This is a genomic window from Pseudomonas proteolytica (assembly GCF_007858275.1).
GTDB lineage: Bacteria > Pseudomonadota > Gammaproteobacteria > Pseudomonadales > Pseudomonadaceae > Aquipseudomonas > Aquipseudomonas proteolytica.
The window spans coordinates 22729-43737 of record NZ_VFEV01000003.1 but is presented as its reverse complement, the minus strand read 5'-3'; the positions used below and the strand labels follow the sequence as shown (position 1 = coordinate 43737).

At 61.7% G+C, this 21009-nt stretch carries 18 protein-coding genes; 13 read left to right on the top strand and 5 right to left on the bottom strand.

Annotation, left to right across the window (positions count from 1 at the left end):
* Positions 1-184 precede the first annotated feature (184 nt).
* From FIV38_RS03015 to FIV38_RS03000, 4 genes are all read left to right on the top strand, one after another.
* Entirely contained in the window at positions 185-1540 is a 1356-nt protein-coding gene (locus tag FIV38_RS03015; protein ID WP_029300738.1) for a M16 family metallopeptidase, read from the top strand.
* The gene (locus FIV38_RS03010; protein WP_092231143.1) at positions 1533-3023 is read left to right on the top strand and encodes a M16 family metallopeptidase; all 1491 of its coding nucleotides are present in this window, start codon (positions 1533-1535) and stop codon (positions 3021-3023) included. The genes FIV38_RS03015 and FIV38_RS03010 overlap by 8 nt, the downstream gene beginning before the upstream one ends.
* Positions 3023-3637, top strand: a complete 615-nt coding sequence (gene rsmD, locus FIV38_RS03005; RefSeq protein WP_070993981.1) for a 16S rRNA (guanine(966)-N(2))-methyltransferase RsmD — start codon at positions 3023-3025, stop codon at positions 3635-3637. Before FIV38_RS03010 ends, rsmD begins: the two co-directional genes overlap by 1 nt.
* Positions 3638-3769: 132 nt before the next feature.
* Positions 3770-4768 carry a hydrolase gene (locus FIV38_RS03000; RefSeq protein WP_413469501.1) on the top strand — a complete coding sequence of 333 codons (999 nt, stop codon included), beginning with the start codon at positions 3770-3772 and terminating at the stop codon, positions 4766-4768.
* A 113-nt stretch (positions 4769-4881) separates the two neighbouring features.
* Here FIV38_RS03000 and FIV38_RS02995 read toward each other — a convergent pair whose 3' ends face one another.
* Positions 4882-5736 carry a sulfurtransferase gene (locus FIV38_RS02995; protein ID WP_070993982.1) on the bottom strand — a complete coding sequence of 285 codons (855 nt, stop codon included), beginning with the start codon at positions 5734-5736 and terminating at the stop codon, positions 4882-4884.
* Between the two features lie 33 nt (positions 5737-5769).
* Positions 5770-6441: a TetR/AcrR family transcriptional regulator gene (locus FIV38_RS02990; RefSeq protein ID WP_029300622.1), complete on the bottom strand. Its 672-nt coding sequence runs from the start codon at positions 6439-6441 to the stop codon at positions 5770-5772.
* A 147-nt stretch (positions 6442-6588) separates the two neighbouring features.
* Here FIV38_RS02990 and FIV38_RS02985 point away from each other — a divergent pair, with 147 nt between their 5' ends.
* From FIV38_RS02985 to FIV38_RS02965, 5 genes are all read left to right on the top strand, one after another.
* Positions 6589-8016, top strand: coding sequence for a coniferyl aldehyde dehydrogenase (locus FIV38_RS02985; protein ID WP_029300620.1), 1428 nt, complete (start codon positions 6589-6591; stop codon positions 8014-8016).
* A gap of 28 nt (positions 8017-8044) precedes the next feature.
* The gene (locus tag FIV38_RS02980; protein ID WP_092231149.1) at positions 8045-8590 is read left to right on the top strand and encodes a twin-arginine translocation pathway signal protein; all 546 of its coding nucleotides are present in this window, start codon (positions 8045-8047) and stop codon (positions 8588-8590) included.
* A 53-nt stretch (positions 8591-8643) separates the two neighbouring features.
* Positions 8644-10239 carry a GMC family oxidoreductase gene (locus FIV38_RS02975; RefSeq protein WP_092231152.1) on the top strand — a complete coding sequence of 532 codons (1596 nt, stop codon included), beginning with the start codon at positions 8644-8646 and terminating at the stop codon, positions 10237-10239.
* 239 nt (positions 10240-10478) lie between these two features.
* Positions 10479-10958 (top strand): pantetheine-phosphate adenylyltransferase, encoded by a 480-nt coding sequence (coaD, locus tag FIV38_RS02970; protein WP_003176711.1) that lies wholly within the window; start codon positions 10479-10481, stop codon positions 10956-10958.
* A 103-nt stretch (positions 10959-11061) separates the two neighbouring features.
* Positions 11062-11313, top strand: coding sequence for a YfhL family 4Fe-4S dicluster ferredoxin (locus FIV38_RS02965; protein WP_092231154.1), 252 nt, complete (start codon positions 11062-11064; stop codon positions 11311-11313).
* A 121-nt stretch (positions 11314-11434) separates the two neighbouring features.
* Here FIV38_RS02965 and mutM read toward each other — a convergent pair whose 3' ends face one another.
* Both mutM and FIV38_RS02955 read right to left on the bottom strand, forming a co-directional pair.
* On the bottom strand, positions 11435-12247 hold the full coding sequence (gene mutM / locus FIV38_RS02960) for a bifunctional DNA-formamidopyrimidine glycosylase/DNA-(apurinic or apyrimidinic site) lyase (protein WP_057440389.1): 813 nt from the start codon (positions 12245-12247) through the stop codon (positions 11435-11437).
* Positions 12248-12268: 21 nt separating this feature from the next.
* On the bottom strand, positions 12269-13081 hold the full coding sequence (locus tag FIV38_RS02955; protein ID WP_169851357.1) for an HDOD domain-containing protein: 813 nt from the start codon (positions 13079-13081) through the stop codon (positions 12269-12271).
* Positions 13082-13377: 296 nt separating this feature from the next.
* On the opposite strand from FIV38_RS02955, the gene FIV38_RS02945 reads away from it, so the two are divergent.
* From FIV38_RS02945 to ilvD, 3 genes are all read left to right on the top strand, one after another.
* Positions 13378-14574, top strand: coding sequence for a class I SAM-dependent rRNA methyltransferase (locus FIV38_RS02945; RefSeq protein ID WP_032858839.1), 1197 nt, complete (start codon positions 13378-13380; stop codon positions 14572-14574).
* Between the two features lie 245 nt (positions 14575-14819).
* A complete protein-coding gene (locus FIV38_RS02940; protein WP_092231157.1) occupies positions 14820-15980 on the top strand; it encodes an MFS transporter in 1161 nt (386 codons plus the stop codon).
* A gap of 316 nt (positions 15981-16296) precedes the next feature.
* Complete coding sequence (gene ilvD / locus FIV38_RS02935) at positions 16297-18138, top strand: dihydroxy-acid dehydratase (protein ID WP_029300604.1); 1842 nt, start codon at positions 16297-16299, stop codon at positions 18136-18138.
* A gap of 168 nt (positions 18139-18306) precedes the next feature.
* On the opposite strand, the gene FIV38_RS02925 is transcribed toward ilvD, so the two are convergent.
* On the bottom strand, positions 18307-19365 hold the full coding sequence (locus FIV38_RS02925) for an HAD family hydrolase (RefSeq protein WP_092231163.1): 1059 nt from the start codon (positions 19363-19365) through the stop codon (positions 18307-18309).
* Positions 19366-19607: 242 nt separating this feature from the next.
* On the opposite strand from FIV38_RS02925, the gene FIV38_RS02920 reads away from it, so the two are divergent.
* A complete protein-coding gene (locus FIV38_RS02920; protein ID WP_092231166.1) occupies positions 19608-20999 on the top strand; it encodes an L-cystine transporter in 1392 nt (463 codons plus the stop codon).
* The last annotated feature ends 10 nt before the right edge of the window (positions 21000-21009 follow it).

Sequence of the window (21009 nt, the reverse complement as noted above, 5' to 3'; positions counted from 1 at the left end):
CGATAAAATCGGCGAAAAGCGGATTAAAACCGGGGAAACCCACCGATAACTCCATCTTTACGACGACTGGATCCGAAACGATATGACAGCCGCAGTGGCCGCCGCTAATACGGATCAGTATCCTAGCACCTCCTCGCCCGCCGACGCTAAGACCAAGCGGGCAGCCCAACAGGTTTAAAAACGAATGAATGCTCTAGCCCGCCGCGCCGCAGGCCTGCTGCTCAGCACAGTTTGTCTGCCCCTTTCAGCCTTGGCTGCCGACCCACAACCCACCCATGAATTCACCCTGGACAACGGCCTCAAGGTCGTCGTGCGCGAAGACCATCGCGCCCCGGTGGTGGTCTCGCAGGTCTGGTACAAGGTCGGCTCCAGCTATGAAACCCCTGGCCAGACCGGCTTGTCCCACGCCCTGGAACATATGATGTTCAAGGGCAGTTCCAAGACCGGCCCCGGCGAAGCCTCGTTGATCCTGCGCGACCTGGGCGCCGAAGAAAACGCCTTCACCAGCGACGACTACACCGCCTACTACCAAGTGCTGGCCCGCGACCGCCTGGGCGTTGCCCTGGAACTGGAGGCCGACCGCATGGCCACCCTGCGCCTGCCGGCCGACGAATTCAGCCGCGAGATCGAAGTCATCAAGGAAGAGCGCCGCCTGCGCACCGATGACAACCCGCTGTCCAAGGCCTTTGAACGCTTCAAGGCGATGGCCTACCCGGCCAGCGGCTACCACACGCCGACCATCGGCTGGATGGCCGACCTGGACCGCATGAAGGTCGAGGAACTGCGCCACTGGTACCAATCCTGGTACGTGCCGAACAACGCGACCCTGGTCGTGGTGGGCGACGTGACCCCGGATGAGGTGAAAACCCTGGCCCAGCGTTACTTCGGCCCGATCCCCAAGCGCGACGTGCCACCAGCGAAAAAGCCCCTGGAGCTGGCCGAGCCGGGCGAGCGCCAACTGACCCTGCATGTGCAGACCCAATTGCCGAGCGTCATCCTGGGCTTCAACGTCCCGGGCCTGGCCACCGCCGAAGACAAACGCTCGGTCAACGCCCTGCGCCTGATCTCGGCGCTGCTCGATGGCGGCTACAGCGCGCGCATCCCGAGCCAGCTGGAACGCGGTGAAGAACTGGTGTCCGCGGCCTCGACCAACTACGACGCCTATACCCGTGGCGACAGCCTGTTCACCTTGAGCGCCACGCCCAACCAGCAGAAGAAGAAAACCGTGGCCCAGGCCGAAGCCGGGCTCTGGCGCCTGCTGGACGAACTCAAGGCCAAGCCACCGACCGCCGAGGAGCTGGAACGCATCCGCGCCCAGGTCATTGCCGGCGTGGTCTACGAGCGCGACTCCATCACCAGCCAGGCCACGGCCATTGGTTCCCTGGAAACGGTCGGCCTGTCGTGGAAGCTGATGGACACCGAGCTTGCCGAGCTGCAAAGCGTGACACCCGAGGACATCCAGAAGGCCGCGCGCACGTATTTCACCCGCGAACGCCTGAGTATCGCCCATGTCCTGCCCGAGGAGACCACCCATGAGTGATCGCAAAAACAACCGCCTGGTGCTGCCCGGCCTGATCGTCGTGACCCTGGTGGCGGCGGTCGCGGTGTATATCGGCCGCCCGGACGACTCCGTGGCCAGCCCGGCGCTGGAACAGGCCAAATCCAGCAAGACCCTGCAATCCCTGGCAGAGCTGGATGGCAAGAACCCGACCAACCGCAAGCTCAACGTGCAGACCTGGAATACCGCCGAAGGCGCCAAGGTGCTGTTCGTCGAGGCCCACGAACTGCCGATGTTCGACATGCGCATCCTGTTCGCCGCCGGCAGCAGCCAGGACGGCAACACGCCGGGCCTGGCCCTGCTGACCAACGCCATGCTCAACGAAGGCGTGCCGGGCAAGGATGTGGGGCAGATTGCCGCCGGTTTTGAAGGCCTGGGCGCCGATTTCAGCAACGGTGCCTACCGTGACATGGCGCTGGTCTCGCTGCGCAGCCTCAGTGCCGCCGACAAACGCGACGCCGCCCTCACGCTGTTTGACCAGGTGATCGGCCAGCCGACCTTCCCCGCCGACTCCCTGGCGCGGATCAAGAACCAACTGCTGGCCGGCTTCGAGTACCAGAAACAGAACCCGGGCAAGCTGGCGAGTATCGAGCTGTTCAAGCGTCTGTACGGCGACCACCCCTATGCGCACCCGAGCGAAGGTACCCCTGCAAGCGTTCCGGCCATTACCCAGGCACAGCTGAAGGCATTCCATGCCAAGGCCTACGCCGCCGGCAACGCGGTGATCGCGATGGTCGGCGACCTGTCCCGCGCAGACGCCGAGGCCATGGCGGCCAAAGTCTCCGCATCCCTGCCCAAGGGCCCGGCGCTGGCGAAGATCGCCGAGCCAACCGAACCCAAGGCCGGCCTGGGGCATATCGAGTTTCCATCCAAGCAGACGCATCTGCTGTTCGCACAACTGGGCATCAACCGCGCCGACCCGGACTACGCCGCCCTGTCCCTGGGCAACCAGATCCTGGGGGGTGGTGGTTTTGGCACCCGCCTGATGAGCGAAGTGCGTGAGAAGCGCGGCCTGACTTATGGCGTGTACTCGGGCTTCTCGCCGATGCAGGTGCGTGGCCCCTTCATGATCAACTTGCAGACCCGCGCCGAAATGAGCGGCGGCACCTTGCGCCTGGTGGAGCAAGTGCTGGCCGACTACCTCAAGACCGGGCCGACGCAAAAAGAACTGGATGACGCCAAGCGCGAACTGGCCGGCAGCTTCCCGCTGTCCACCGCGAGCAACGCCGATATCGTCGGGCAACTGGGCGCCATGGGGTTCTACAACCTGCCGCTCAATTACCTGGAAGATTTCATGCAGCAATCCCAGGCCCTGACCGTCGATCAGGTCAAGGCCGCCATGAACAAACACTTGAGCAGCGATAAAATGGTGATCGTGACCGCTGGTCCCACCACCGCGCAAAAGCCACTACCGCCCCCCACTGATAAACCTGCCGAGCAGCCGCTCGGGGTTCCGGAGCATTAATGGCCAGTCCATCGCGCCCTAAAAAACCTGTCCATAACGTTCATAACGGTGTGGGCCAACTGCGCATCATTGGCGGCCAATGGCGCAGCCGCAAGCTGAGTTTCCCCGATGTGGTGGGCCTGCGCCCCACCCCGGATCGGGTCCGCGAGACCTTGTTCAATTGGCTCGCGCCGTACATCGAGGGGGCCAAGGTACTTGACCCGTTTGCTGGCAGTGGCGCGTTGTTCCTCGAGTCCCTGTCCCGTGGCGCCGCCCTGGGCCAGGCCCTGGACGCGAGCAACGTGGCGGTTTCCAGCCTGCGCGAGCACCTGGGCACACTGCGTTGCACCACCGGCCATGTACAGACCGCCGATGCCCTGCGCTACCTGGAAACCCAGCCGGCCAGTGCATTCGATGTGGTGTTCCTCGACCCGCCGTTCAACCAGAACCTGTTGCCAACCGTCTGCGCGCTGCTGGAAGAGCGCCAATGGCTGGCCGATGACGCCTGGGTCTACACCGAAAGCGAGACCGCGCCGTCGACCCTGGGCCTGCCCGGCAACTGGCGCCTGCACCGTGAGCAAAAGTCCGGGCGGGTGTATTACGCACTGTGGCAACGTACGCTGCAGACCGCTTAATAGGACCACTGCTTTTTTCAGGTGTACCGAGATAGCAGGTTTTTGGGGCTGCTGCGCAGCCCAACGGGGGACAAGCCCCCTCGCCACAACCCACTGGCCACACCCCCCTTAAGAGTTGTGTCGAGACCCCTCATCGTGCCGAAACCTTCAGACCGCTTCACTCCCGCTTTCGGCCTCGGTAACCCCCACCTGCAAACGTTGTGGGGCCCACTCTGGCGCCCCACCACCCACCTCGATCGCCAGCGCGAGCGCCTGTGGTTGGAGGATGGTGACTTCCTCGACCTCGACTGGCATGGCCCCCATGACCCGCACGCACCACTGGTGCTGGCACTGCATGGCCTGACAGGCTCGTCCAACTCGCCCTACGTCGCCGGCCTGCAAAAAGCCTTGGCCAGCCAAGGCTGGGCCAGCGTCGCCCTGAACTGGCGCGGTTGTTCCGGCGAACCCAACCTGCTGGCCCGCAGTTACCATTCAGGCGCCAGTGAAGACCTGGCGGCCGCTATTGCGCACCTGCGGGCCAAGCGACCGTTGGCGCCACTGTATGCCGTGGGTTACTCCCTGGGTGGCAATGTGTTGCTCAAGCACCTGGGCGAAACCGGTGACAACTCCGGCCTGCAGGGTGCTGTGGCGGTATCGGTGCCGTTTCGCCTGGACCAGTGCGCCGACCGCATAGGCCTGGGGTTTTCACGGGTTTATCAAAAGCATTTCATGCGCGAGATGCTCGGCTATATCCGGGTCAAGCAGCGCCAGTTCCTGGCGGACGGACGCGAAGAAGCATTGAAGACCCTGGCGCAGCTCGGCTCGCTGGAGAAAATGCGCACGTTCTGGGATTTTGACGGCCGCGTCACCGCACCGCTGCATGGTTACTTGAGTGCCGAGGACTATTACCGACGGGCGTCGAGTCGTTACTTCCTCGGGGCAATCCGCACGCCGACGCTGATCATCCACGCGGCAGATGATCCTTTTGTGTTTGCCCACAGCTTGCCCCAGGCCAGCGAACTGTCGGACTGCACCGAGTTTGAACTGCAGGCCAAGGGCGGGCATGTGGGGTTTGTCGACGGCTCGCTGAAGACGCCTGGGTACTACCTGGAGCGGCGGATCCCGCAATGGTTACGGGTAAAACACGGTTAATCATGTGGGAGCGAGCTTGCTCGCGAATGCGGCGTTTCAGCTAATAAATTCGGTGGCTGGCACACCGCATTCGCGGGCAAGCCTGCTCCTACATTTGATCGGGGATTACCCACTTAATCGCCGGTAGCAATTTCGCGCTGCGGATCATTGATCCACTCACTCCACGACCCCGCATACAACTTGCCCAACGGATACCCCGCCAGGCTCAGGGCAAACAGGTTGTGGCACGCCGTCACGCCCGAGCCGCAATACGCCACCAATTCATCCGGCGAACGACCTTGCAGTTTGTCGGCAAACCGCTGCTTGAGCTGCTCCACCGGCAAGAAACGCCCATCACTGCCCAGGTTCTCGTTGAACGCTGCACATTGCGCCCCGGGAATGTGCCCGGCAATCGGATCAATCGGCTCCACCTCGCCGCGAAAGCGCGGCAAGGCGCGGGCGTCGATCAGGGTCAGGCCCGGCTGGCCCAGGCGTTTTTGCAGGTGTTCGACATCCAGCAGCAAATGGTTGTCCGGGCTGCCGGTGAAGGTGCCAGGCTCGGTGCTCGGCGCATCCAGGCTCAAGGGGAAACCCGCGGCATGCCAGGCTTTCAGCCCACCATCGAGGATCGACACGCCGTCGCGCTTGCCCAGCCACGCCAGCAGCCACCAGGCACGGGCGGCATACGCGCCAGGGCCGTCGTCATACAGCACAATCTCGCTGTCAGCATTGATGCCCCAGGCCTGCAACTGCTGGACCAGCGCCTGGGGCGCCGGTAGCGGATGGCGACCAGTCACGCCCTTGGTCACCGGCCCGCTGAGGTGGCGCTCCAGGTCCGCATACTGCGCGCCCTCGATATGCCCCTCGGCATAGCTGCAACGCCCGTAGTCCGGGTCTTCCAGGGCAAAGCGGCAATCGAGGATGACGAGGCCTGCGTGCTTCTGGCGTTCGGCCAGTTGTTGCGGGCTGATCAGTTGCGCAAGCGGCATAACGGACTCCTGGAAATATGTTCGGGAAAGGGCCTACTTCACTTCTTCCAGTGCCTGACTCAACGGCACATAAAACTCCTTGAACAACGCGTCCACGGCCTCTTTGGCCTGGGGCGTGATAAACCCTGCCTCCAGCACCAACACCTGGTACACCCCGCGCTTGATTGCCTCGGCACTCAGGTGTGCGGAGTTCTCGTTGGTGGTGCACAAAAAACGCACCCAGGAGGTGAGGATAATCCAGGCGTTGAGGGTCAAGGCTTCGGTCTGCACCGGGTCCATGTTCAGGATCCCTGCCTCGACAAACCCCCGGTAAATCGCGCCACCCTGGATCAGGCAACGCTGGGAGAAACGCCGGTAGCCGGTGGCCAGTTCCGGGTCGCTTTCCAGCAGATGCTCAAGATCGCGGTGCAGAAAACGATAGCGCCACATGCCCGCCAGCACCGCCTGCAGGTAGAAGCGCTTGTCCTCGACCACCATGGCGCGCCCCTGGGGCGGGCGCAGGAAGCTGTCCACCAGAGCTTCATACTCGCGAAACAGCACCGCGATAATCGCCTGCTTGTTCGGGAAGTGGTAGTACAGGTTGCCCGGGGATATTTCCATATGGGCGGCAATATGGTTGGTGCTGATGCTGCGCTCGCCCTGCTGGTTGAACAGCTCCAGGCTGGTTTGCACAATGCGTTCGCTGGTCTTTACTCGTGGTGCCATAGGGGATCGGCTTCTTGAATCCTGATACAAACATCTTACGGTCTATCCTTGCCAGGATAAAACTGCATGTTGCAGCGAAGGCATTTGACAAAATAGAGTAATGACTCTAAAAACGCAGGTATTCCAATAACAATCGGGAACTGCGTCATGTCTGCCAACGTTGCTTACCTGCAAGATTCCCAGGCGCTGGACCAACTCCAGGACCTGTTCGCTGCCCAGCGCCGCGCGTACGCAGCCAACCCGATGCCACCAGCGGCGCAGCGCCAGCAGTGGCTCAAGGCCTTGCGCGACCTGCTCAGCGATGAGCGCCAGGCGCTGATCGAGGCCATCAGCAACGATTTCAGCCATCGCAGTGCCGACGAAACCCTGTTCGCCGAGCTGATGCCCAGCCTGCATGGCATCCACTACGCCAGCAAACACCTCAAGGGCTGGATGAAACCGTCGCGCCGCGCTGTAGGTATAGCCTTCCAACCGGCATCTGCCAAAGTGATCTATCAACCCCTGGGGGTCATCGGGGTGATCGTGCCCTGGAACTACCCGCTGTACCTGGCCATCGGCCCGCTGGTCGGTGCGTTGGCGGCAGGTAACCGGGTGATGCTCAAGCTAAGCGAATCCACCCCGGCCACTGGCCAGTTGCTCAAGAACCTGCTGGCGCAAATCTTCCCCGAAGACCTGGTGTGCGTGGTGCTCGGCGAAGCCGAAGTGGGCATGGCGTTTTCCAAACTGCCTTTTGATCACCTGCTGTTCACCGGCGCCACCAGCATCGGCAAGCACGTCATGCGCGCCGCCGCCGAGCACCTGACCCCGGTCACCCTGGAACTGGGCGGTAAATCCCCGGCGATTGTCTCGGCCGATGTGCCGCTCAAGGATGCCGCCGAACGGATCGCCTTCGGCAAGGCGCTGAATGCCGGGCAAACCTGTGTGGCGCCGGACTATGTGCTGGTCCCCGAGGACCGGGTGGATGGCTTCGTCGCGGCCTACACCCAGGCGGTACGCGGGTTTTATCCGACCCTGGCTGATAACCCGGACTACACCGCCATCATCAACGAGCGACAACTCGCCCGGCTCAATGCCTACGTCAAGGACGCCACCGACAAGGGCGCGACCCTGGTTCCGCTCTATGACCAGGGCCAGGCCCGGCGCATGGCCCATAGCCTGCTGCTGAACGTCAGCGATGAAATGACCGTGATGCAGGACGAGATTTTCGGCCCGGTGCTGCCCATCGTGCCCTATCGCGGGATCGACCAGGCCTTCGCCTACATCAACCAGCGCCCTCGCCCCCTGGCGCTGTATTACTTCGGCTACAACAAGGCCGAACAGAATCGCGTACTCCACGAAACCCATTCCGGCGGCGTGTGCCTGAACGACACCCTGCTGCATGTGGCCCAGGACGATATGCCTTTTGGCGGCATCGGCCCCTCGGGCATGGGCCACTACCATGGCCATGAAGGGTTCCTCACCTTCAGCAAGGCCAAGGGTGTGCTGATCAAACAGCGCCTGAATGCGGCCAAGCTGATTTATCCACCGTATGGCAAAGCCATCCAGAAACTGATCCAGAAGCTGTTCGTGCGCTAAAACCGTTATCACTGGGACAACAATAAAAATGAACCCTAGCCTGACTGAATCACCCGCGCTGTCGCGGCGCGGCGTCTTGAAAATCGGCCTGTGCGCCAGCGCCTTCCTGGCGACTGCAGGCCTTGGTGCCAGCCTCAGTGGCTGCTCCAGCAGCACTCCCGCCAGCGGCTTTATCATGCTGCGCCACAGCGACCTGCCGTTTTTGCGCGCGGTGATCCCAGTGTTGCTAGAGGGCGCGGCCAGCGCCGAGGTCGTGGCGGCGGGTATCGAAGACACCCTGAAAAAACTCGATTACAGCCTGCAGCACCTGTCGCCGGAGATGTTCAAGCTGACCCAGCAGTTGTTCGACGTACTGGGCATGGCCGTCACCCGTGGCCCGCTGACCGGCATCTGGGGCAGTTGGGAAAACGCCAGCAGCGAGCAGATCCGCAACTTCCTGCATCGCTGGGAGAACAGCTTCCTCAACCTGCTGCGCATGGGCCAGGGCTCGCTGCTCAAGCTGGTAATCATGGCCTGGTACTTCCGGCCCGAGTCCTGGGCCCATTGCGGGTACCCCGGCCCGCCGCAAATCTGACCGTGATAGCTCCTACACGTCATGACCGCTGATAAAAACAAGAGAATAAGCTGATGCCCGTACCTGATGTGTTCCGCGATGGCATGGCCCGCGGCTGGAAAACCCATAATGGCGCTGCCCTCGACCAGGACCTGACGCTGGAAGCCGATGTCGCGATCATCGGCAGCGGCGCAGGGGGTGGCACCACTGCAGAGATTCTCAGCGCCGCTGGCTACAAGGTGCTGCTGATCGAAGAAGGCCCGCTCAAGACCAGCAGCGATTTCAAGCTACTGGAAGACGAGGCCTACGCCAGCCTGTATCAGGAAGGCATCGGCCGCATGAGCAAGGACGGCGCCATCACCATCCTGCAGGGCCGCGCCGTGGGCGGCACCACGTTGATCAACTGGACTTCGAGTTTTCGTACGCCGGACCCAACTCTGTCCCACTGGGCCAGTGAATACGCAGTCAAAGGCCATAGCAGCGCCGAGATGGCGCCATGGTTTGAAAAGATGGAGCAACGCCTGGGCATCGCCCCCTGGGCCCTGCCGCCCAACGCCAACAATGACGTGATCCGCAAAGGCTGCGAAAAGCTCGGTTACAGCTGGCACGTGATCCCACGCAACGTGCGCGGCTGTTTCAACCTGGGCTATTGCGGCATGGGCTGCCCGGTCAACGCCAAGCAATCGATGCTGGTGACCACCATTCCTTCGACCCTGGAGCGAGGCGGCGAGCTGCTGTACCTGGCCCGCGCCGAACGCCTGAAGTTCAGCGGCGACACCATCACCAGCCTCGAATGCGTGGCCATGGACGCGCGCTGCGTAGCGCCCACCGGCCGCAAGATCACGGTCAAAGCCAAGCATTACGTACTGGCCGGCGGCGGCATCAACAGCCCGGCGCTGCTGATGCGCTCGGACGCACCCGACCCACACTCGCGCCTGGGCAAGCGCACCTTTCTGCACCTGGTGAATTTTTCCGCGGGGTTGTTCGACGAGGTGATCAACCCGTTCTACGGCGCGCCGCAGTCGATTTACTCTGATCACTTTCAATGGCAGGACGGCACCACCGGCAAAATGTCCTACAAGCTCGAAGCACCGCCCTTACACCCGGCCCTGGCCAGCACATTGTTCGGCGGTTACGGCACGCAGAACGCCCTGGACATGAGCCAGTTGCCCAAGACCCATGCGATGCTGGCGCTGCTGCGGGATGGCTTCCACCCCGACAGCCAGGGCGGCAGCGTCGGCCTGCGCGGCGATGGCACGCCGGTACTCGACTATGAGGTCTCGCCCTACGCCTGGGACGGCCTGCGCCGGGCCTTCCATAGCATGGCCGAGATCCAGTTTGCCGCCGGCGCCAAGTCGGTCAAGCCGCTGCACCATGACGCGCGCTACGTCAGCACACTGGCCGAGGCACGCAGCCTGATCGACGGCCTGAACCTGGAACTGCATCGCACCTGCCTGGGCAGCGCCCATGTGATGGGCGGTTGTGCCATGGGTGAAGAGCCAAAAAATGCGGTCGCCGATAGCCTTGGAAGGCATCACCAGTTGCGTAACCTGTCGATCCACGATGGTTCATTGTTCCCCACCAGTATCGGCGCCAACCCACAATTGTCGGTGTATGGCCTGACCGCACAACTGGCGACAGCACTGGCCGAGCGTCTGAAAACAGCATGAAAAACCGATTATGCGCCCGTGTAGGAGCGAGCTTGCTCGCGAAGAACGTCAACGATAACGCAGCGCTATCAGATAGCCCGCGGTGCCTATGGGTTCTTCGCGAGCAAGCTCGCTCCTACAGGGGGTTCATAGGGGTATTCGCGGTGTCTATAGTGCTTTCTTCTGAATAAGTTGACTTGGCCGACCGGGATGGCTGCGATACCATCCGGTTCCCCAACGGACTCCGCCAGGACGACGCGATGAACCGAGTGTTGTACCCAGGTACCTTCGACCCGATTACCAAAGGCCATGGCGATCTGGTCGAACGCGCCTCGCGCTTGTTCGACCATGTGATCATCGCGGTCGCTGCCAGCCCCAAGAAAAACCCACTGTTTCCTCTGGAACAGCGTGTGGAGCTGGCCCGCGAGGTCACCAAGCACCTGCCGAACGTTGAAGTAGTGGGCTTTTCGACACTGCTGGCGCACTTCGCCAAGGAACAGAACGCCAATGTATTCCTGCGCGGCCTGCGCGCGGTGTCGGATTTCGAATATGAATTCCAGCTGGCCAACATGAACCGCCAACTGGCGCCGGACGTAGAGAGCCTGTTTCTCACGCCGTCAGAGCGTTATTCGTTCATTTCCTCGACGTTGGTCCGAGAGATTGCGGCGTTGGGCGGTGATATCACCAAGTTCGTACACCCTGCGGTGGCGGATGCGCTGACTCTGCGCTTCAAGAAGTAAGACCGCTCAACCGGCGCCCGCTCGCACTGCGGGCGCCAATGCGGCACAATTGCGCGCATTAGTTTTCCAGATGCCTTGGCAGAGTGCCCTGGCAGGAGTTTCCATGTCCCTGATCATCACCGACGATTGCATCAACTGCGACGTCTGCGAACCCGAGTGCCCGAACGCTGCCATTTCCCAGGGTGAAGAGATCTACGTGATCGACCCCAACCTGTGCACCCAGTGTGTCGGCCACTACGACGAACCCCAGTGCCAGCAAGTGTGCCCGGTCGATTGCATTCCGCTGGATGAAGCCCGGCCGGAAACGGAAGAGCAGTTGATGGCGAAGTACCGGTTGATTACCGGTAAGGCCTGAAACCTTGTGGCGGCTGGGCGGGCCTCATCGCAGGCAAGCCAGCTCCCACATTTGAAGGTGTCCACAAGTCAAAATGTGGGAGCGGGCCCCGCGATGAGGCAAGCCGCAGCGCCTGCTGTCTTCAGCTCTGGCACTTAGGGCAAAACACACTCGCCCGCTGCCCCAGCATCACATTGCGCAACTCACTGCCGCACACCTTGCACGCCTCGCCCCCACGCCCGTAGACAAACAGCTCCTGCTGGAAATACCCCGGCTGCCCGTCGCCGCCAATAAAATCACGCAAGGTCGTACCGCCACGCTCGATGGCGGCCGCGAGGATGCGTTTGATCTCGATCGCCAGCTTCAGGTAACGCCCACGGGAAATGCCCTTGGCTTCCCGGCGCGGATCAATCCCGGCGGCAAACAGCGCCTCGGTCGCGTAGATATTGCCCACGCCCACCACCACCGCGTTGTCCATGATGAACGGTTTGACCGCCATGGAGCGCCCGCGGGACAGCTGGAACAGGCGCTCGCCATCAAACAGGTCGGTCAACGGCTCCGGCCCCAGGCGCAGCAGGAGTTCGTGGTTATGCGGGTCCTGGCTCCAGAGCATCGCGCCAAAACGCCGGGGGTCGGTGTAACGCAGGGCCAGGCCCGACTCCAGCTCGATATCCACATGCTCATGCTTGGCCGCCGGCAGACCGACTTCCACCAGGCGCAGATTGCCCGACATGCCCAAGTGGCTGATCAAGGTGCCGACTTCGGCGTTGATCAGCAGGTACTTGGCCCGCCGCTCCACCAGCACGATACGCTGCCCGGACAGGCGCACATCCAGGTCTTCGGGGATCGGCCAACGCAGGCGCCGTTCACGCACCACCACGCGGCTGACCCGCTGGCCTTCCAGGTGCGGCGCAATCCCGCGCCGGGTGGTTTCGACTTCTGGCAGCTCAGGCATATTCGTCTCGCGATAGAAAGGTTAGTGCGCGCCCAGTTCGCGGATCGACAACTTCATGCTTTCGAAGTCGTAGTCCGACAGGCCCACGTAATCCAGGACCAGATGGCCGATGCTCTCCCACTCATGGTCCACCGTCTGGTTGCCCAGCACCCGATAGGACGCGCAGATATGCTCGGCCATTTTCAGGATCGCCAGCAGGTTTTTCAGCGGGCTGTTGCGCGCCGACTCATCGCTGAAAATCGCCAGGGCGTTGTGGTGGTTGGCGATGGCGTTGGTCACATGTTCCGGCAGGCGCCAGGACTTGGCGGTGTAATAACCCACCACCGCATGGTTGGTATGGAACGCGCGGTTCTCGGTGTCGACCACCCGGCAATCAGGCCCGGCCTTGGCGTAGGAATCTTCCAGCACGCTCATGTAGTCCGGGAACCGCTTGAGCATCAGCGGCACGCCACAATCGTGGAACAGCCCCAGGGCGTACGCTTCGTCCACCGCCTGGGAGCCGGTGCGCTTGGCCAGGGTCAGGCAGGTCATCGCCACATCCTGGGCCGTGTCCCAGAACCGGTTGAGGGTGACGATGGTGTCGTCGCTCATCTCGCCCTTGATCGACTGGGCGTTGATCAGGTTGACGATGGAGCGGCTGCCCAGCAGGTTGACCGCGCGCTGGATCGAGGCAATTTTGTTGCTCAGGCCGTAATACGGCGAGTTGACGATTTTCAGCAGCGAGCCGGACAGGCCGGGGTCCTGGGAGATCAACCGCGCAATCACCTCCAGGTCCGGGTCGGGCATATATTGCTCCATCTGCAAATCCACCATGATCTGCGGTTGGGGCGGCACGCTGATGCCTTGCAGGGCCTGTTGGATCTGTTCGGCGGAAAGCTCTTGGGACATAGGTACATACTCTGGGCTAGGGGGCGATTCTAACCCCGATGGGAACCTGACCGACACCTCAAAAGCCGGATTGGAAACCGGAGCAAAATGTGGGAGCTGGCTTGCCTGCGATGGCATCGCTGCGGTGCGACAGACAGACCGAGTCGCCTGGATCGCAGGCAAGCCAGCTCCCACATGTCCGGCGGCGCGGCCAACAACGACACAACACGGTATACTCCCGCTCTTTTTTCCGGAGCGACGTCATGTCCCTGCCAAGCCTGCGTCTCAAAGCCAACGCCGATCGTCGTTTGCGCAACGGCCACCTGTGGGTCTACAGCAACGAAATCGATGTGGCCGCCACCCCACTCCACGGCTTCCAGGCAGGCGACCAGGCCATCCTCGAAGCCGCCGGCGGCAAGACCCTGGGCATCGTGGCCATGAGCCCGAACAACCTGATCTGCGCGCGCCTGCTGTCGCGTGACATCAAGTTGCCTTTGGACAAGTCGCTGCTGGTGCACCGCCTCAACGTCGCCCTGTCCCTGCGCGACCGCCTGTTCGACAAGCCGTTCTACCGCCTGGTCTACGGCGATTCCGACCTGCTGCCAGGCCTGGTAGTCGACCGTTTCGGCGACATCCTGGTGGTACAGATCGCCTCGGCGACCATGGAAGCCCATAAAGAAGACGTGATCGCCGCACTGACCCAAGTGCTCAAGCCCAGCGGCATCCTGTTCAAGAACGACTCCGCCGCGCGCGATGCCGAAGGCCTCAACCGCTACGTCGAAACCGTGTTCGGCCTGGTGCCGGAGTGGGTTGCGCTGGAAGAAAACGGCGTGAAATTCGAAGCTCCGGTGATCCAGGGCCAGAAGACCGGCTGGTTCTACGACCACCGCATGAACCGCGCACGCCTGGCGCCGTATGCCAAAGGCAAACGCGTCCTCGACCTGTACAGCTACATCGGCGGCTGGGGCGTGCAAGCTGCAACGTTCGGCGCCAGTGAAGTGTTCTGCGTCGACGCCTCGGCCTTCGCCCTCGACGGCGTCGAGCGCAACGCCGCGCTCAACGGCGTCGCGGAGAAAATGACCTGCATCGAAGGCGACGTGTTTGAAGCGTTGAAAGAACTGAAAGCCAGCGAAGAACGCTTCGACGTGATCGTCGCCGACCCACCGGCCTTCATCAAACGCAAAAAAGACATGAAAAACGGCGAAGGCGCCTACCGCCGCTTGAACGAGCAAGCCATGCGCCTGCTCAGCAAGGACGGCATCCTGGTCAGCGCCTCGTGCTCCATGCACCTGCCGGAAGACGACCTGCAAAACATCCTGCTGACCAGCGCCCGCCACCTGGACCGCAATATCCAGATGCTGGAACGCGGCGGCCAGGGCCCGGACCACCCGGTGCACCCGGCGATTGTCGAGACCCGCTACATCAAGAGCATTACGTGCCGGTTGTTGCCCAATAGCTAAGTAACACAGATCAAATGTGGGAGCGGGCTTGCCCGCGATAGCGGTGTATCAGTTACAGATTTTTAATCTGTTACACCGCTATCGCAGGCAAGCCAGCTCCCACATTTTTTTGTGCTGTATCAGAAAGATTTTTCCTACCGTCGCAACCCACACGAGCCCAGGAAACTTCCGCCAACGGTTTTGATTGAATTCCACTTTTCGCAGACTAGTATCGGTTTCTGGTTCTACTCCGGAAAACAAAAACAATGTCTGGGCCCACCCTCTCGCGCTTCATCCTCATCACCTGCATCTCTCTGATCAGCTTCTTCCCGATCAATATCCTTTTGCCCTCCTTCCCCGCGCTGTCCGCCCATTTCGATACGCCCACCGCCGACGTCGCGCTGTCCATCAGCCTGTTCACGCTGGTCTTTGCGATTTCCCAACTGGTGGCCGGCCCGCTGTCGGATAAATGGGGGCGCAAGGAAGTGCTGATCGGCTGTATCAGCCTGTCGATCCTCGGTGCCATCGGTTGCGCAATGGCGCCGGATTACCTGAGCTTCCTGCTGTTTCGCAGTGTGCAGGCCATGGGCTGTGGATTTTTCGTGCTGGGCCACGCGCTGGTGGAAGATTTGTTCGACGAACAAGACCGCGCCCGCGTACGCCTGTATTACATGACCCTGAGCGGCTCGTTTGTAGCGCTGTCACCGCTGATCGGCTCCTGGCTGCAAACCACCTTCGACTGGCAAGGGAGCTTTTATGGGTTTGCGCTAATGGCATTGGGCATGTTGATCCATGCGTTTTGCATCCTGCCGCCCAAGGCTAACAGCACGCACCGCGCGCCCGTCTCGATCCTGGGCACGCTCAAAGCGGTCGCCGCCAATCGCGACTTCCTGCGCTACTGGTGGATCGCCGCCCTGGTGTTTGCCTGCTATTTCGCCTTGATCAGCGTGACACCGCTGATTTTCATGGATGCGTTGAAACTGTCCGAATACCAGTACGCGCTGGTACTGATGGTGTACGGCGTAGCCTACCTGCTCGGCGGCGTGGCGGCTTCGTACCTGCAAAAGCGCATGGCGCTGTCCCGGCAAATCAACATCGGCCTCGGCTTGCTGCTCGTCGCGGGCGCGCTGCTAACGCTGGTCGTCAGCCTGGAAGCCATCACCACCGTGACCTTGCTCATCCCCATGTTGATCAGCGCCCTGGCCGTCACCCTGGTTCGGCCCGCTGCGATTTCCGCAGCGATGCTGTTGTTCTCGAGCAGCGCGGGCACCGCTGCATCGGCCGGGAACAGCATCATGTTCCTCACGGCCGCCATAAGCAGTGCGGCCTTGGCACAAACCGGAACGCATATGCTGCTGACCATTGCAGTCAGCTTCATCGTGTTCAGCCTCTGGGGCTGGTTGACGAATTTACGGGTCGGGCGCTAACGCTTTCCCCTGTAGGAGCGAGGGGGACGCCTAGTTCTTGCTCGCGAAGAACGCCAACGATAACGCAGCGCCCCCAGGCAACCCGCGTCGCCTATGGGTTTTTCGCGAGCAAGCTCGCTCCTACAGGAAGACGGTGTAGAATCGGGCCTATTCATCGCCAGTCATCCCCCGGCGGGTTTATGAGCTCGAGGCCCAAGCAAGCGGCGATCCCGCGACGCGAGTGGCAACTTCCGGACACACGGCCATTTCTGAGTGTTCCAGACGTCAATAGAAGCTCACTCCCCTTTGATTCCTGATTAGCCGCCCGGAGTGCTCCATGCCAGATTACCGCTCGAAAACATCCACCCACGGCCGCAACATGGCCGGCGCGCGCGCTCTGTGGCGTGCCACGGGGATGAAAGATGACGACTTCAAGAAGCCGATCATCGCGATTGCCAACTCGTTCACCCAGTTCGTACCGGGCCATGTCCACCTCAAGGACCTGGGCCAACTGGTCGCCCGTGAGATCGAACGCGCTGGCGGCGTGGCCAAGGAATTCAACACCATTGCCGTGGACGACGGCATTGCCATGGGCCATGACGGCATGCTGTATTCCCTGCCGAGCCGCGAGATCATCGCTGACTCCGTGGAGTACATGGTCAACGCCCACTGCGCCGACGCCATCGTGTGTATCTCCAACTGCGACAAGATCACCCCCGGCATGCTGATGGCCTCCCTGCGCCTGAACATCCCGGTGATCTTCGTCTCCGGCGGCCCGATGGAAGCCGGCAAGACCAAGCTCGCCTCCCACGGCCTGGACCTGGTGGACGCCATGGTCATCGCCGCCGATTCCAGCGCTTCTGACGAGAAGGTCGCGGAATACGAGCGCAGCGCTTGCCCAACCTGCGGTTCGTGCTCCGGCATGTTCACCGCCAACTCGATGAACTGCCTGGTGGAAGCCCTGGGCCTGGCGTTGCCGGGCAACGGTTCGACGCTGGCGACCCACAGCGACCGCGAGCAGTTGTTCCTGCAGGCGGGCCGCACCATCGTCGAGCTGTGCAAGCGTTACTACACCGAGAACGATGAGTCGGTATTGCCGCGCAATATCGCCAACTTCAAGGCGTTCGAAAACGCCATGACCCTGGATATCGCCATGGGCGGTTCCACCAACACCATCCTGCACTTGCTGGCCGCCGCCCAGGAAGCCGAGATCGATTTCGACCTGCGCGACATCGACCGCCTGTCCCGCAACGTGCCGCAATTGTGCAAAGTCGCGCCGAACATCCAGAAGTACCACATGGAAGACGTGCACCGTGCCGGCGGGATCTTCTCGATCTTGGGTTCCCTGGCCCGTGGCGGCCTGCTGCACACCGACCTGCCGACCGTGCACAGCAAGTCCCTGGCCGAAGGCATCGCCAAGTGGGACATCACCCAGACTGACGACGAAGCCGTGCACACCTTCTTCAAGGCCGGCCCTGCCGGGATCCCCACCCAGACGGCATTCAGCCAGTCGACCCGTTGGGACACCCTGGACGACGACCGTGAAAACGGCTGCATCCGTAGCGTCGAGCACGCCTACTCGCAAGAAGGCGGCCTGGCCGTGCTGTACGGCAACATCGCCCTCGACGGCTGCGTGGTCAAAACCGCCGGCGTGGACGAGTCGATCCATGTGTTCGAAGGTCGCGCCAAGATCTACGAAAGCCAGGACAGCTCGGTGCGCGGCATCCTTGCCGACGAGGTGAAAGAAGGCGACATCGTGATCATCCGCTACGAAGGCCCCAAAGGCGGACCGGGTATGCAGGAAATGCTCTACCCGACGTCGTACCTCAAGTCCAAGGGCCTGGGCAAAGCCTGCGCACTGCTGACCGATGGTCGCTTCTCTGGCGGTACGTCCGGCCTGTCCATCGGCCACGCTTCGCCAGAAGCTGCCGCCGGCGGCGCGATTGGCCTGGTACAGGACGGCGACAAGGTGCTGATCGACATTCCGAACCGCTCGATCAACCTGTTGATCAGCGATGAAGAACTGGCCGCACGCCGGGTTGAACAGGACAAGAAAGGCTGGAAACCGGTGGAGAAGCGTCCGCGCAAAGTCACCACCGCGCTGAAAGCCTACGCCCTGCTGGCCACCAGTGCCGACAAGGGTGCGGTGCGTAACAAGGCCATGCTCGACGGCCTGTAAGCCCCGCCCATGAAAATGCCCCGCCAGGTGCGGGGCATTTTTTTGCCTGCCTGAATCGCCAAGCCACAGGAGATCAAATGTGGGAGCTGGCTTGCCTGCGATGCGGGCACCACGGCGTACCTGATACACCGCGTCGATGCCATCGCAGGCAAGCCAGCTCCTACAGGGTTACTGGATTTCGTCGGGCTTGACGATCACCCAATTCTTGTCCGCCGTCACCGCCAGCCCTTCTTTGGCCTGGGCCGCGGCGTGCTTGGCGATCATGCCGTTGAGTTGGGTCATGTACTTGTCCTTGCGGTTGATCCACAAGTGAATGCCGCCCTTGGCCACGTCCACATCGTGGAACAGCATGTAGCCGTCGCTGGTGGGGGTGTCGCCGCCGACCAGTACCGGTTTTTTCCATTCGTCGATGTAGGTGAGGATCGCCGCGTGCTTGCCTGCCATCCAGGTTGCCGGGGTCCACAGGTAGGGGGTCAGTTCCAGGCCCAGGTTGGCTTTTTCGTCATATTTGCCGGCGCTGATCTGCTTACGCGCGGTGGTCAACTCGCCGGTCTTGCGGTCCTTGAGCAGGGTGGTGACGCCAATGACGTTCTGCGGCTTGACGTTGTAGCCGTACTTGGGATCCGAGGCGACCATGCGCACCAGCTCTTCAGAGGCCGCCGTCATCACGTACACGTCGATGCCATTTTCCATCAGCTTGTTGTACAGCTCGGTCTGGCCAGTGAAGATTTTCGGTGGCTGCACCTCCATGTTCTTCACCACATCGCCTTCGAAGTAGGTGACCGGCACCGGCTTGCCGGAGGCCATCAGCTCATCGACGTAGCCCTTGAGTTCCTTGAGGGTGAAGCCAGAGAACACCTGGGCGACCCACGGGTAGCAGACCATGTCGTCCACTTCGCACAGGCGATAGTAGTAACTGAACAGACTTTCCTTATGGTCGGCGGTGTCTTTGAACGGCATAAGCTTGAGCGACGGGTCGAGACTGTCACGGGTGATCAGGCCCTTGTTTTCCATGTACGGCAGCAGCGACTCTTCGAGGTCGAAGCGGTAGCTGGTGTTGTCCATGTCGAATACCGCGTAGTTACCCTTGTTGGCGTTGGCGGTGATCATTTCATTCAGTTGCTTGGCGGCGGGTGCCGGCCAATGTTTCAACTCGGTGGCGGCCATGACCTGGCTGGCAAGCCCCAGGCACAGCGCGGCGGCAAACAGTCTCGGCGCGAGCTTCATGTGCATTTTCTCCCTGAGTGAAAAGCACCAACGCTAACAAATCTGTATGACAGCCCCCGCCACACGCACGACCGACGGCGTCCTGATCCCGTCACCCACTTACACAGGAGCGTCAACGCCTTATTCCAAAAACGACAGTCGCCATTCCATAACGGTATTAAATCAATATATTTCAAGCTGTTAGGATTTCCGGTTCGCAGTCGCACGCTCATGCGATTGGCAGTCCTTTACCTGGAGCTTCAATGAATCTGCCGCTGATTCTCAACCTGTTGGTGTTCCTCGCATTATTGCTGGGCCTGGCACAAACCCGCCGTACTCACTGGAGCCTGGCCAAGAAGGTGTTGTTCGCCTTGGTCCTGGGCGTTGCCTTCGGTGTGGCCCTGCATACGATCTACGGCGCAGGCCACCCGGTGCTCAAAGCCTCGATCGGCTGGTTCGACCTGGTCGGCAACGGTTATGTGCAACTGTTGCAGATGATCGTGATCCCGCTGGTGTTCGCCTCGATCCTCAGCGCCGTAGCCCGCCTGCATAACGCCGCTTCCCTGGGCAAGATCAGCTTCCTGACCATTGGCACGCTGCTGTTCACCACCGCCATTGCGGCGCTGATCGGTATCGGCCTGACCAACCTGTTCGGCCTCACCGCCGAAGGCCTGGTGGCCGGCACTCAGGAACTGGCGCGCCTGCAAGTGATCCAGAGTGATTACGCAGGCAAGGTCGCCGACCTGAATATCCCGCAGTTGCTGCTGTCGTTCATCCCGCAGAACCCGTTTGCCGACTTGGCCCGGGCCAAGCCGACGTCGATTATCAGTGTGGTGATCTTCGCCGCGTTCCTGGGCGTTGCCGCGCTGCAACTGCTCAAGGACGACGTGGAAAAAGGCCAGAAAGTGATCAACGCCATCGACACCCTGCAAGCCTGGGTGATGCGCCTGGTGCGTCTGGTGATGAAGCTGACCCCTTACGGCGTGCTGGCGTTGATGACCAAAGTGGTCGCCAGCTCCAACCTGCAAGACATCATCAAGCTCGGCAGCTTCGTGCTGGTGTCCTACCTGGCACTGGGGCTGATGTTTGTAGTCCACGGCCTGCTGCTGTCGCTGGCGGGGATCAACCCACTGCGCTTCTTCCGCAAGGTGTGGCCGGTGCTGACCTTCGCGTTTACCAGTCGCTCCAGCGCAGCAAGCATCCCGTTGAGCATCGAAGCGCAAACCCGTCGCCTGGGCATCCCGCAGTCCATCGCCAGCTTCGCCGCCTCGTTTGGCGCGACGATTGGCCAGAACGGTTGCGCCGGCCTGTATCCGGCGATGTTGGCGGTGATGGTCGCGCCGACCGTGGGCATCAACCCGCTGGACCCACTGTGGATCGCAACATTGGTGGCGATTGTGACCTTGAGTTCAGCCGGCGTGGCCGGTGTGGGCGGCGGTGCGACGTTTGCCGCGCTGATCGTGCTACCGGCCATGGGCTTGCCGGTGGCGTTGGTGGCGTTGCTGATTTCCGTGGAGCCGCTGATCGACATGGGCCGCACGGCGTTGAACGTGAATGGTTCGATGACCGCCGGGGCGATTACCAGCCAGATCATGCAGCAGACCGATAAAGAGCTGCTCAATGCCGATGAGCATCCTGAGTTGGCGCAAGCCTAAAGCCCCCCCT